Source organism: uncultured Selenomonas sp. (assembly GCA_905372355.1).
GTDB lineage: Bacteria > Bacillota > Negativicutes > Selenomonadales > Selenomonadaceae > Selenomonas.
Genome location: CAJPOT010000008.1, coordinates 51,192 through 64,028 on the forward strand (window position 1 = coordinate 51,192; position 12,837 = coordinate 64,028).

10 protein-coding genes are annotated in these 12,837 nt (G+C 60.8%); 4 read left to right on the plus strand and 6 right to left on the minus strand.

What is annotated here, in order from left to right; genetic code table 11:
- Nucleotides 1-108 precede the first annotated feature (108 nt).
- The 6 genes from QZ177_RS06775 to QZ177_RS06800 all read right to left on the minus strand — a co-directional run bounded on the left by QZ177_RS06775 (nucleotide 109) and on the right by QZ177_RS06800 (nucleotide 7,916).
- Nucleotides 109-837 carry an ABC transporter ATP-binding protein gene (locus QZ177_RS06775; RefSeq protein WP_294176240.1) on the minus strand — a complete coding sequence of 243 codons (729 nt, stop codon included), beginning with the start codon at nucleotides 835-837 and terminating at the stop codon, nucleotides 109-111.
- A complete protein-coding gene (locus QZ177_RS06780) occupies nucleotides 834-2,384 on the minus strand; it encodes a glycine betaine ABC transporter substrate-binding protein (protein ID WP_294176241.1) in 1,551 nt (516 codons plus the stop codon). The genes QZ177_RS06775 and QZ177_RS06780 overlap by 4 nt, the downstream gene beginning before the upstream one ends.
- 16 nt (nucleotides 2,385-2,400) lie before the next feature.
- Nucleotides 2,401-3,030, minus strand: coding sequence for a pyridoxamine 5'-phosphate oxidase family protein (locus QZ177_RS06785; protein WP_294176242.1), 630 nt, complete (start codon nucleotides 3,028-3,030; stop codon nucleotides 2,401-2,403).
- A 515-nt stretch (nucleotides 3,031-3,545) separates the two neighbouring features.
- Nucleotides 3,546-4,562: a LacI family DNA-binding transcriptional regulator gene (locus QZ177_RS06790; protein ID WP_294176243.1), complete on the minus strand. Its 1,017-nt coding sequence runs from the start codon at nucleotides 4,560-4,562 to the stop codon at nucleotides 3,546-3,548.
- Nucleotides 4,547-6,016 carry a glycoside hydrolase family 32 protein gene (locus QZ177_RS06795; protein ID WP_294176244.1) on the minus strand — a complete coding sequence of 490 codons (1,470 nt, stop codon included), beginning with the start codon at nucleotides 6,014-6,016 and terminating at the stop codon, nucleotides 4,547-4,549. Before QZ177_RS06795 ends, QZ177_RS06790 begins: the two co-directional genes overlap by 16 nt.
- Nucleotides 6,017-6,020: 4 nt before the next feature.
- The gene (locus QZ177_RS06800) at nucleotides 6,021-7,916 is read right to left on the minus strand and encodes a sucrose-specific PTS transporter subunit IIBC (RefSeq protein WP_294176245.1); all 1,896 of its coding nucleotides are present in this window, start codon (nucleotides 7,914-7,916) and stop codon (nucleotides 6,021-6,023) included.
- Nucleotides 7,917-8,118: 202 nt separating this feature from the next.
- Between QZ177_RS06800 and QZ177_RS06805 the strand changes: the two genes are divergently transcribed.
- The 4 genes from QZ177_RS06805 to QZ177_RS06820 are packed head-to-tail and all read left to right on the plus strand — an operon-like array spanning nucleotide 8,119 to nucleotide 12,798.
- On the plus strand, nucleotides 8,119-10,296 hold the full coding sequence (locus QZ177_RS06805) for a carbon monoxide dehydrogenase (RefSeq protein WP_294176246.1): 2,178 nt from the start codon (nucleotides 8,119-8,121) through the stop codon (nucleotides 10,294-10,296).
- Nucleotides 10,293-11,252: an ABC transporter substrate-binding protein gene (locus QZ177_RS06810; protein WP_294176247.1), complete on the plus strand. Its 960-nt coding sequence runs from the start codon at nucleotides 10,293-10,295 to the stop codon at nucleotides 11,250-11,252. The genes QZ177_RS06805 and QZ177_RS06810 overlap by 4 nt, the downstream gene beginning before the upstream one ends.
- Nucleotides 11,253-11,266: 14 nt before the next feature.
- Nucleotides 11,267-12,028: an ABC transporter permease gene (locus tag QZ177_RS06815; RefSeq protein WP_294176248.1), complete on the plus strand. Its 762-nt coding sequence runs from the start codon at nucleotides 11,267-11,269 to the stop codon at nucleotides 12,026-12,028.
- Nucleotides 12,025-12,798: an ABC transporter ATP-binding protein gene (locus tag QZ177_RS06820; protein ID WP_294176249.1), complete on the plus strand. Its 774-nt coding sequence runs from the start codon at nucleotides 12,025-12,027 to the stop codon at nucleotides 12,796-12,798. The genes QZ177_RS06815 and QZ177_RS06820 overlap by 4 nt, the downstream gene beginning before the upstream one ends.
- Nucleotides 12,799-12,837: the final 39 nt, after the last annotated feature.

A 12,837-nucleotide genomic window follows, 5' to 3' on the forward strand; every position in this document is an offset into this window, starting at 1 on the left:
CTCATTTCGATGTTCCGATACCATTTCTCGCCTCATTGCGATGTCATAAGATCCTCATGGCGCAAAAGCGCCGCCGTACCACAGGCAGCGCTTCCTGCCTATACCGCCCTACACTTTTTCCACAAGCTGCCGCACAAAGTCCGTCGCAGGACTCTCCTCGATCTCCTCGGGCGCGGCGAACTGCTCGATGCAGCCATCCTTCAATATGAGGACGCGCGTGCCGAGGCGCAGGGCTTCTTCGACATCGTGCGTGACGAAGACGATCGTGAGACCGCCGCGTGCGTGAATGGCGCGGATCTCGTCCTGCAGCTGGCGGCGCAAGAGAGCGTCGATCGCGCCGAAAGGCTCGTCCATCAAGAGAAGCTCGGGCGACGCCGCCAAGGCGCGCGCGATGCCGACGCGCTGCTGCTGCCCGCCAGAAAGCCCAGCGGGATAGCGTTCGCCAAGCTCTCTGGCAAGGCCGACGATCGCCATCCACTTCGCCACGGCCTTCTTCGTGCGCTCCTTGTCGCTCTTGTTCCAAAGGTTCGGCACATAGGCGATGTTTTCCTCGACCGTCAGATGCGGGAAGAGCACGCTGCCCTGAATCGCATAGCCGATCTTGCGGCGCAGCTGCACGAGATCCGCCGTCTTGAGGCTTTCGCCGAGCACCGTGATCTCGCCCGAAGTCGGCTCGACGAGTCCGTTGATCATCTTGAGGAACGTCGTCTTGCCGCCGCCCGATGCCCCGAGCACCGTGATGAATTCGCCCGCCTCGATGGAAAGGCTCAAGTCACGGACGGCCTCCGCCCCTCCATACGATTTGCTTACATTGCGAAACGTGATGACCGCACTCATCGGAGCACCCCCTTTTCTTCCAAGAAGCGACGCGCAACCGCACGCGGCTCCTCGCCGCCCGACTCGACCGCGTCGTTCATCTCTGCCATCTCCGCTTCCGAAATCAGTCCGTCGAAATGCGCGAGCAAGGCGCGAAGTTCGGGATGTGCCGAGAGCGCCTCTTCGCGCACGACCATGCCGCATTCGTAGGACGTAAAAAATTTCTTGTCATCTTCAAGCACGATTCCATTGACCTTGGAAAGCCGCCCGTCCGTCGTGAATACGATCATCGAATCGAGCTTTCCTTCATCGAGCGCCTGATACTTGAGACCGATGTCGATATCGACGGTCGAAGCGAAGTTCATGCCGTAAGCGCGGCACATTGCAGGGAAGCCGTCCTCGCGCTCGAAGAAATCGTACTCGGCGCCAAAATTCATCTTGTCTGCGACGCGTGCGAGGTCGGAATACGTCCTGAGCTGATACCGCTCGGCGAGATCACGCCGCACGGCGATGCCGAAGGTATCGTTGAAGCCCGTCATGCCGAGCCACTCCATGTGATACCGATTGCGATACTCTTCCTGCAATTCGGCGAAGCGCGATTCGTCGTAGGCGTCCGTGCGTTTCAAAACCTGCAGCCAGCCCGTTCCCGTATACTCGGGATAGATGTCGAAATCGCCATGCTCCATCGCCGGCATGATGTTCGACGTGCCGCCGCCGACGCCCGGCGTCAGGGCGACCTTGAGCCGCCCGTCCTGCTCAATGACGAGTTTGAGCATCTCGCCGAGGATCAACTGCTCCGTCATCGGCTTCGTCGCAATGCGGATGACAGCCACCTTCGTGCTCTGAAAGAACGCATAAGCGCCGCCTGCTGCGACGAGCGCGAGAGAAATCGCCGTAAGACGCCGCCACGAACGTCTCCTCCGCCCCCTCGTATCGCTTCGGCGGAGAACGACACGCTTTTCGAGGCGAGCGAGAACGGTATCAGCCAGGAGCGCCAGACAGGCGATGAGGAGCGAGCCGTCGAAGGCGAGCGCTGCATTATTCGTCGTGATGCCGCGGTAGATGGCGATGCCGAGGCCGCCCGCACCGATGAAGGACGCGATGCCCGCGAGCGCGATCGTCATCGTCGTCATGTTGCGGATGCCTGCGAGAATGACGGGCATGGCGAGCGGCAGGGCGATGCGCCTGAGCACCTGGAAGCGCGTCGACCCCATGCCGACCGCCGCTTCGATGAGGAGCGGATCGACATTCTTCAAGCCCGTATGCGTATTCTTCACCATCGGCAAGAGCGCGTAGAGCGTCAAGGCGATGATCGCCGTCGTATTGCCGATGCCTGAAAAAGGCAGAAGAAAGCCGAACATCGCGATCGACGGGATCGTGTAGAGAAAATTGACGACGAGAAGCGTCGGCTGCGCCATGCGGTCAACCTCGGCGATCAAAATGCCCATCGCGCCGCCAATCACGATGGCGAGGACGATCGCCACCAGCGATATGGCGATGTGCTCCAACGTAAGCTGCAGGAAAAAATCGCTGCGCTCCTGGAAAAGTCGTATCATCTCTGCAAACATGGGGATTCCTCCTCAGTCAGTGCGCCTCGCTGTCCAGCCTTTCGATCGCTTCCACAGGACAGCTTTCAAAACAAAGTCCGCAGTGCAGGCAGTGTGCGGCCGCAATCTTGTACGGCTCGCCTTCCGCGATGCACTGCTGCGGACAGACCGCCGCGCAGGTGCCGCAGCCAATGCAGTCCTCGGTGATGCGAAAGCCCTTTTCTTCGCGCTCTGCACGGCCGAAGGAACTGCTCTCACGACAGATTGGACTCTTGCCGAGGTCAAAAAATTCGAGTCTACCCTCCGCGATGACGAAGGCTTCGAGGATGTAACGCGCCTCGCCCGGATAGACGCCCTCCATCGAGGGATTCTCCTGAAAGATACGGTCGATCATCGCCTTCTGCTCGCCGTCCGCAAGCCTTTCGGCGCGTCCCATAAGACGTACCGTCTGCCACTCCTTGTTGAGTCCCGTAACAGCGACGGCGGGATTCGCCATAAGTTCGGCATAGAAATCCTTGCCGCGCGCCGTGCAGAAGTAAAGCCGCCCCTCTTCCACCAACATCACGTCGATGATGCGCACGGTGGGCGCTCCCGTGCAATCAACGGTCGCAAAGGCGCAGTCGCGGATATTGCGCAGGATTTCCAGATACTCTTGAACACCCATCATGCTATCGCTTCCTTTCATTCATACATTCATTGTAGCATAAAACTGGGTGAGATTCTCGATGGTTTCATTCAGCAATCTTTATTCAACTTTAAAAATTGAGTCCACAATCATCATGTGTTATACTTATACATGGTGCTACTTAAACGGTAGGCGGTCGATTCTTAGCCCCTGGCGGTCAACGTCAGCCGCGCATCTGCGCTCTTCGAGCTTGATTTGCGGGACGTTTTCGCATACGACCTATTATCCAATCAGCTGCGCCCTTTAGGCTTGCTTCTTGGATAGGTCAGCAGGGGCGTTGCCCATGACGATTAACGATTTAATCGCGTTGCTCTTGGTAACGCTTTTTATCCTCGTCGTTCTGAAGGCATAAGAAACCCCGCCTCCGGCAACCAATCGTAGGCGGGGTTTCTTAAACCAAACTTATCATTGGGGCTGACCGTTTACCGGTAGCACCTTTTCTATGCTCATTATACGACACAATGCGTCATTCGTCAAATAACATCCATGCGCCTTGCTTATCCCTCGCTGCCCCAAAGCACCTTGCTGACGCTGCCGCGCTCGATGAGTTGGGCGGGGAAATCGCTGACAGATTCGACGACTTCTCCTGCAAGTATCTTCAACAGCATCTTCGACGCGCGGCGGCCGAGCGCTTCGTAGTCGAAAGCGACGGTCGTCAGCGGCGGATACGTCACAGCGCCCAGTTCGTACCCGCCGAAGCCCACGACGGAGACTTCTCCGGGCACGGCGACGCCGTTCTCATGCAGCGCACGCATGATGCCGACAGCCAGTCCGTCCGTCGCGCAGATGACGGCGCTGGGGCGATAGGCTAGGATCTCCTCGCTCTTCTTGTAGGAGTCTTCAAAGCCAAAGTCCGTCTCCACGAAGTTCACGCTCGCGTTGCGGTTGCCGCGCGAGAAGACCTCGACGAAGCCGTCCTTGCGTGCGACGCCGACGGCCTTGTCCTTCTCCGTGACGCCCACGAAGACGACGCGCTCATGCCCCATGCGGCGGATGTAGTCACCGAGCAGACGACCCGCACCGAAATCGTCGGCCTTGATATAGTGCACCTTCTCATGCTGCTGCCCGATGAAGAGCACGGGAATCTCCTGCTCTTTCAGTTCCTTGACAAGCGCGATATGCTCGTCCGTGATGCCAAGAGAAGATACGAGGATGCCGTCGACGCCGAATTGCGCGAGATGCTCGATATTCTTGATTTCACGCGGCATTTCCAGAAACGAGGACTCGAACAATGTCCGGCAGCCGACCTCGTCGAATGCCTTCGCAATTCCCGTGAGCAGCTTGCCGCCCGTCGGCGAATCGACGCGCGGCATGACGATGCCGATCACGCCGCTCTTCTTCGCCTTCAGCCGACGCGCGAAGGCGTTCGAGGAAAATCCCGTCGCCGCGATCGCCTTCTGGATGCGCTCCGCCTTCTCCTCGCTCACATAGCCATGGTTCAAATAGCGCGAAACCGTGCTTTTCGACACCTCGGCAATCGCTGCGATATCCTGGATCGTCACCTTGCGTTCCATGTAAATCCCTCCAATTCCCACAAACTTCCCTCTATGCGTTCGAGCTTCCTATCCGCCGAGATCACGAGCTTCGGCTTTTCCTTCTTCGTCGGAAAGACGAAGAAGGAAGCAGCTTCCTCGCCGTCTTGGAAGAAGACTTCGACGGCGGTCTTGTCCTGATAGATGTGCAGTTTCAGCGAATCGCGCACAGCGAGCCGGAAGCGGCGCACGCCGCGCCCGCCGAGCCGCATTCCCGTGCGGTCGAGCGTCATGACGGCGGTGCGCCGCGCGTAGGAAAAGCGCATGTATTCGCCCGTTTCCATATAAGCGAAATCGATGTGAACCTCCTGCGCCTCACCAAAAGCAACCTCAAGCTCGATTTCCGACTTTGGCGCGAGTTCCTGTCCAAGCTCCTCCACTTGGGATGCGCCGAACTTCTGCGCCGCACCGTTGCGAAGAGCCTTCATCTCTTCGAGCGGCGCGTAGAAGAGCCTGCCGTCCGCGAGGCGCAGTTCGCGCGGCATCGTCAGCGAGAAGAGCCAGCCCTCTTCGCGCGTCGGGTACTCTTCCTCGCGCTCGGGCATTCCCATCCAGCCGAAGAGAATCGCACGCCCCTCGTGCACGAATGCCTGCGGCGCATAGAAGTCAAATCCCCGATCAAGCTCATGAAAAGCGCCGTGCTGCAGCTTCAGTGAATCGACGTCGAGCTTCCCTGCGACGTAGCCCGACTGGTAGAGGTTCTGCCAGCGATAGTCCTCGGCGCCAAGCCCCTGCGGCGAGAAGAGCAGCACGTCGCCTTCCGCGAGCTGCAGGAGCGTCGGGCACTCCCACATGTAGCCGAAGTCCGATAGCTCCGTCTCAATCTCGCCCGCAAGCTGCCACGCGCCCTCCTTTTTTTCGTAGAGCACGGCGCGTCCCTTCTCTTCTGTCGTCTGAGCGCCGAGCACGAGGAACTCGCGCCCGTCCTTTACGAAGCGGCTCGGATCGCGAAAATGCGCCGTATAGCCTTTCGGCTCGTGCTCGATGATGATTTCATCCTTCTGCGCGATCCCCTTTTCCGGCTGCCACGTGGCGAGTCTCTGCGCAGGCGTGCGCGCGCCGTCCTCCTTGCGGTTGCACGTGTAGACGAGGCGCAGGGCATCGTCCTCGACGAAGCCCGCGCCCGAGTAGCAGCCGTCCTTGTCATGCACATCGCTCGGCCAGAGCGCAAGCTCGGGCAGGCGATAATGCACGAAATCCTCGGTTTCCACATGCCCCCAGCACTTGTGCTTGTGCTCAACGCCCAAGGGATTCCACTGAAAGAAGATGTGGTACTTTCCCGCGTACCACGAAAGCCCGTTGGGATCGTTGACGAGGCCGAACGGCATTTCGAGATGGAAGTCGTTGTGCCAGCGATGCTGCAAGGGAAATCCCTCGCGCACCTTCGCGTCGATCGCTTCCTTGTCAAACGCCTTGTCGAACGCTTCGTTTGCCATGATCTCACTCCTTCGGATCGAAGAGCGTGTACGTCAGGCCGAAAGCGATGCCAAAGCCGATGACATTGACGATCAAGTATTCGAGGAGATGATCCATGTAGAGCAGCGTGCCCGGCAGAACCGTCACGCCCATGCCCGTGCCTGCGAGGTGCATGATGCCCGACGCCGCTCCCGCGCAGGCGCCGCCCGCGAGCGCGTAGAGGAACGGCTTCATGAAGCGCAGGTTGATGCCGAAGATCGCCGGCTCCGTGATGCCGAGGAACGCCGGAATCGCCGACGAGATGTAGAGGGTGCGCTTCTTCTTGTTCTTCGTGCGCGCCGCGACAGCAACGGCAGCGCCGCCCTGCGCGATGATCGCGCCCGTGATGATCGCGTTGAAGGCGTCGCGCCCCGTCGAGGCGAGGAGCTGAATCTCAAGCGCGTTGAATACATGGTGGATGCCGCTGACGACGATGACCTGATGCAGGCCGCCGACGATGAAGCCGCCGATGCCGAACGGCAGTTCAAGAAACGCACGCACCGCGCCGAACACGGCGAGTTCCAGCGTATGCATGATGGGGCCGACGATGAGAAGGCCGACGATCATGCACGAAAAGAGCGTGAGGAACGGCGTGAAGATGAGGTCGACGACATCGGGGATGAACTTCTTGAGTCCCGCTTCAACCTTTGCGGCAAGGATGCCGAGGACGAGCGCCGGCAAGACCGATCCTTGGTAACCGACGACGGGAATCGAAAGCCCCAAGAGATTCATGCAGATGGGTTGCGCTTCCCCGCTCGCGATCGCGTAGGCGTTCGGCAGCTGCGGCGCAACGAGCATGAGTCCGAGAACGATGCCGATGACAGGCGTGCCGCCGAACTTCTTCATCGTTGACCAGCAGACGAGCGCCGGCAGGAAGGCGAACGCCGTATCCGTCAGGATCTGGCTCATGCGCACGAGATTGTCGCTCATCTCGACGCCGAGGTTCTGCAGCATGCCGCGCAAACCCATGAAAAGACCGGTAGCGACGAGCACGGGAATGATCGGCACGAAGACGTCGCCGAACGTGCGCGAGACCTTCTGCGCCGTCGTCATCTGCTCGTATGCAGCTTCCTTATTAGAGCCACCCGCGAGCGCGGGATTCATGCCGACGAGCACGTCGTAGACCTTGTTGACGAAGCCCGTGCCGAGAATGATCTGGTACTGCGCCGCCGCGAAGAACTGCCCCTTGACGCCGTCGATGTTCTCGACCGCCTTGTCCTCGATCTTATCCTTGTCGTTTAAGATCAGCCGCAGGCGCGTCGCGCAATGCTCGGCGGAGCGGATGTTCGCCATGCCGCCGATGTGGTCGAGAATCTCTCGCGCCACGCGCTCCTCGGCAGGCATCGAGGCATAGGCGGGATTCGGCCCTGCCGGCGCTGCAACCGCTGCAGGTGTTCCCGCCGCCGCAGGCGCTGCCGCCTCGCTTGCCTCTTCCTCGCCTTCGCCCGGCGAGGAGACCTTCTGTGCGCCCAAAGAGAGCGTAATCGTGCCGTAGTCCGCCGCATTCGTCACGACGACGGGCGTCGTCGTATCGTAACCGGCCGCGCGGATCGCCGCCTCGTCAAACTCGATGAGGAGATCGCCCTTCTTGATCTCGGCCCCCTGCTCCACATGCGCCGTGAAGTGCTTTCCCTCAAGGTTCACCGTGTCGAGTCCGACGTGAATGAGCAGGTCGACGCCCGCCGTCGAATGAAGGCCGATCGCGTGCTTCGTCGGAAAGAGCACCGTGACCTCGCCGTCGAACGGCGCGCGAACCTTGCCCTGCGGATTCTTGACCGCAGCACCGCGCCCCATGAGCTCGCCGGCGAACGCAGGATCGTTGACCTCCTTGAGGGCGATGAGCTCGCCCTCCAAGGGGCTTTCCAACAATAATTCCGCCATTCCCATTCCCCTTTCTATGAAATCGGTCTCATAATTCCACTTTTATCTTACCCCGCGCAAGAATCATTGTCAATAGATTAGAAGGAATGCGCAGCAAAAAGAATTTTTTCGCCCCCATTGACATGTAATCCAGTATGTTATATTATCTTTATTATATACTAAACATGTATGAATAATACATTCTACAAAAAGGAGCGCCGCCATGAAGAAGACGATTGACAGCCACGAGCACACGCACAGCCACGACCATAGCCACGACCACGAACATGTCCACACGCATGATCATGTACACACACATGATCACGACCACGCACACCCTGCCTGGCAGCCGCACACGCACGATGCGGCGCATCCGCACACGCACGGCGGCGTCAACGACTATATGCAGGCCGTCTCCGCCTACCGCAAGACGTTCGCCTCAAAGCAGGATGTGCTCGACAAGACGCCCGATCCCGCCGTGCGCGAGATGCTGCTGCACATGGAACAGATCGGCTGCGATACGGCGTTCGACCGCTTCGATCAGCAGAAGCCGCAGTGTTCTTTCGGCCTCGCTGGCGTCTGCTGCAAGAACTGCAACATGGGGCCGTGCAAGATCACGGCGAAGAGCCCGCGCGGCGTCTGCGGCGCCGATGCCGATCTCATCGTCTCGCGCAACCTCCTTCGGAGCGCTGCGGGCGGCGTCGCCCAACACGGCGCACACGCGCGCGAAGTGCTGTTGTCGCTGAAGTTCGCCGCCGAAGGCAAGCTCAAACTGCCTCTTCTCGGAGCAAAGCGCATCCGCGAGGTCTGCCGTGCCTTCGGCATCAATACGCGCGGTCAGAGCACGCGCCGCCTCGCGAGCCGCCTTGCCGATGTGCTGCTCGCCGATCTCTCCCGCGCCCTGCCCGAAGAATATCGCTCCATCGCCGCGCTCGCGCCCGCCGAGCGAAAAGAAGTCTGGCAGAAGCTCGACATCCTGCCGATCAGCGCCTACAACGAGGTCTTCGACGCCTTCCACCGCACGGGCTGCGGCACGGACGGCGATTGGCAGAGCGTCATGAAGCAATTCCTGCGCTGCGGCCTTGCCTTCTGCTACACGGGCGTCGTCGCCGCCAACATCGCGACCGACGCGCTCTTCGGCGTCGGTCATCGCGCGACCTCGAAGGTCAACGTCGGAGCGCTCAAGAAAGGCTGGGTCAACATCGCCGTGCACGGCCATCTGCCGACGCTCGTCAGCGAAATCGTGCGCATCGGCCGCACGCAGGAATTCATCGACCTCGCGAAGAAGCACGGCGCAGAGGGCATCCAATTCTACGGCATCTGCTGTTCGTGCCTCGCCGCCATGTACCGCTACGAAGGCGTCATCCCGCTCTCGAACGCCGTCGGCGCAGAGCTCGTGCTCGGCACGGGTGCGCTCGATCTCTGGGTCGCCGACGTGCAGGATGTCTTCCCCTCCATCATGGACGTGGCGCGCTGCTTCAAGACGACCGTCGTCACGACGAGCGATGCGGCTCGTCTGCCCGGCGCGGAGCACTACGCCTACGACCACCATCACTCGAATGTCGCCGACACGGAGAAAATCGCACGCAAGATCGTCACGCGCGCCATCGAGAGCTTCGCCGCGCGGCGCGATGTGCCCGTATTCATCCCAGCCTACGAGGTCACAGCAGAGATCGGCTTCAGTGCCGAATCTGTCAGCGAGCGCTACAAGGGATTCGGCGCGATTGCAGAAGCGCTGAAGAGCGGCAAGATCCGCGGCATCGTCAACATGGTCGGCTGCAACAACCCGCGCGTCGTCTACGAGCGCGCCATCATCGACATCGCTGAGGAGCTAATAAAGAACGACGTCCTCATCTTCACCAACGGCTGCGCCTCGTTCCCACTCTTGAAGCTCGGCTACTGCAGCCTCTCGGCGCTCGCCAAGACGGGCAGGAATCTGCGCGAATTTCTCGGCGACGACCAGCCGCCCGTATGGCACATGGGCGAGTGCGTCGACAACACGCGCGCCTCGACGATCCTCGGCGGCACGGCAGCAGCGGCAGGCAAGGACATCAAGGACATGCCGTTCGCGTTTGCGAGTCCCGAGTGGGCGAACGAGAAGGGACTTGACGCCTCGCTCGCCTTCCGCCTCTTCGGCATCAACTCCTACCACTGCGTCGAACCGCCCGTACAAGGCTCAACGAACGTCGAGAACTTCCTCAAGAAGGACACGCAGGAAACGCTCGGCGCCGTCATGACGGTCATCACCGATCCCAAGGCGCTCGCGAAGAAAATGCTCGAAGACATTGACGAAGCGCGTCGGGCGCTCGGCTGGAAAGCGTGCGCACCGCTGCAGCTTTCCGCCCCAGAAGCGAGCGACGAGACGGATTCCATACCGGCAGCGAAGGCGGCAAACGCATGAAACAAGCAGCAAGAAAGCGCATCCTCGTCCTCGCTTCGCTCCTCGCCGTCGTCGGCGCACTCGCCGCCTTCGGCAGCTACCGAAGCGAAGCCGAGCCGCGAGACGTGCGCACCGTGCGCCTCGCCTACCTGCCGACCACCCATGCCCTGCCGCTCTTTGCCCAAAAGGAAATGGAATCGCCCGACGGTCCCGTCCGGATCGAGCTGATCAAGTACGGCTCATGGCCCGAGCTTATGGACGCGCTCAACACGGGGCGCGTCGACGGCGCATCGGTGCTCATCGAGCTTGCCGTCAAAGCGCGCGAACAGGGCATCGATCTCAAGGCGGCGACCCTCGGGCACAAGGACGGCAACATCGTCGTCACCCTGCCCGAGATCGAACGCGTCGAAGACCTCAAGGGCAAAGTCTTCGCCATCCCGCACAAGCAATCGACGCACAAGCTGCTCCTCGACGAGCTTCTCGCCGCCCACGGCATGACGGAACGCGATCTGAAAGTCGTCGAGATGACGCCGCCCGAAATGCCCGCCGCACTCGCGCAGAAACAAATCGCCGGCTACTGCGTTGCCGAGCCTTTCGGCTCGCAGGCCATCGCTCTCGGCGCGGGAAAGCTCTTCGCGCGTGATGACGAACTCTGGAACGAAAGCCCGTGCTGCGCCCTCGTTTTCAACGGCAGCTTCGTGCGCGAAAACGAGGAGCTTGCACGCGCGACGGTCAAGGCATACATGGAGGCGAGCGAGCATCTGAGCGAACATCCCGAAAGCCGGACAGAGATCGCCGGCCATTTTCTCAAGACGAAGCCCGCCGTACTGGAAAAATCCTTCGACTGGATCTCCTACGACGATCTCGCCATCAGCGAAGAAACCTACAATGCATTGACCGCACGCATGAAAGCGGCGGGGCTGCTGCAGAAAGCGCCGCCCTACGAAGACTTCGTCGACCGAAGCCTTCTCCCCTGAAAGGTTTGTGATTTATGAAAAACGTCCGGCATCTTATCGGCGCGGCTGCCGTCACGCTCCTCTTTTGGCAGGCGATCTGTACGTTCGGCGGCTGGCACGAGGCGCTTTTCCCCTCACCTCTCGCCGCCTTCCTGGGATTTGTCGAGCTCATCAAGGACGGTGTGCTCTTCGAGGACGTCGCGGCGAGCCTCGTGCGCTTCGCCGTCGGCTACCTCGCCTCCGTCCTCCTCGCGCTCGCTGCAGGTCTCATTCTCGGCTGGTACTCCAAGGTATGGGCGTACCTCAACCCCATCGCGCAGGTTCTTCGCCCCGTCTCACCCGTCGCCTGGCTGCCCTTCATCGTGCTCTTCTTCGGCATCGGCGAAGCGCCTGCCATCGTCATCATCTTCCTCGCAGCGTTCTTCCCCGTGCTGCTCGCGACTGTCGCCGCCGTGCAGAAGCTCGACCCCGTCTATCTGAAGGTCGCGCAAAACTTCGGCATCAAAGAGCCTGCCGTCTTCACGAAGATCATCCTGCCCGCCATCTTCCCGCAGATTGCCACGGGGCTTCACCTCGCCCTCGGCACGGCCTGGGTCTTCCTCGTCGCGGGCGAGATGGTCGGCGCTCAGTCGGGGCTGGGCTTCCTCATCATCGATGCGCGAAACAACCTCAGAGCCGACCTCCTGATGGCAGCAATCCTCACCATCGGACTTCTCGGACTTCTCTTGGACAGCGCCATGAACCTCGCCGAGAGGCAGCTTTACCGCGCCTGGGGCATACGAGGAGGGAAATCATGAGCTACATCGAAATACGAGACGTCTGCCGCCACTATGAACAGAAGGGCACACGCTTCACGGCGCTCTCCCACGTCGACCTAGCCATCGAGCGCGGCGAATTCATCTGCCTCCTCGGCCCCTCGGGCTGCGGCAAGAGCACGCTCCTCGCGGCGCTCGCGGGCTTCGACCGCGTATCGAGCGGCAGCGTGCGCATCGCAGGCGAAGAGGTCACCTCGCCCAGCATCAAGAACGTCACGATCTTCCAGAACTACGGCCTCCTGCCGTGGCGCACGGTAGAAAAGAACGTCGAACTGGGGCTCGAAAGCCTCGGCACAGCGCCCGAAGAGCGCGCAAAGATCGCGCGCCGCTACCTCGCCCTCGTCGGCTTGGAGCGCTTCGCCTCGCACCATCCCGCGGAACTCTCGGGCGGCATGCAGCAGCGCGTCGCCATCGCGCGCGCCCTCGCCGTCGATCCCGACATCATCTTCATGGATGAACCATTCGCCGCCCTCGACGCCATCACGCGCATGAGCCTGCAGGACGAGATCTCCGCCATCTGCCGCAGGCAGGGCAAGACCATCATCTTCGTCACGCACGACATCGACGAAGCCGTCGTGCTCGCCGACCGCGTCGTCGTCATGACGCCGAACCCCGGCAAGGTCAAGAGCATCATCGAAGTCGACCTCCACGGCAAACGTGATCGCACGAGCCCCGACTTTCTCCACATCCGTGACCGCATCTTCCGCGAATTCTCCCTGAAGCCCGCCGACAAGACGGAATACTACATATAAAAAGGGAAGAGGCGTCCTCTGCGCGCAGAGGACGCCTCT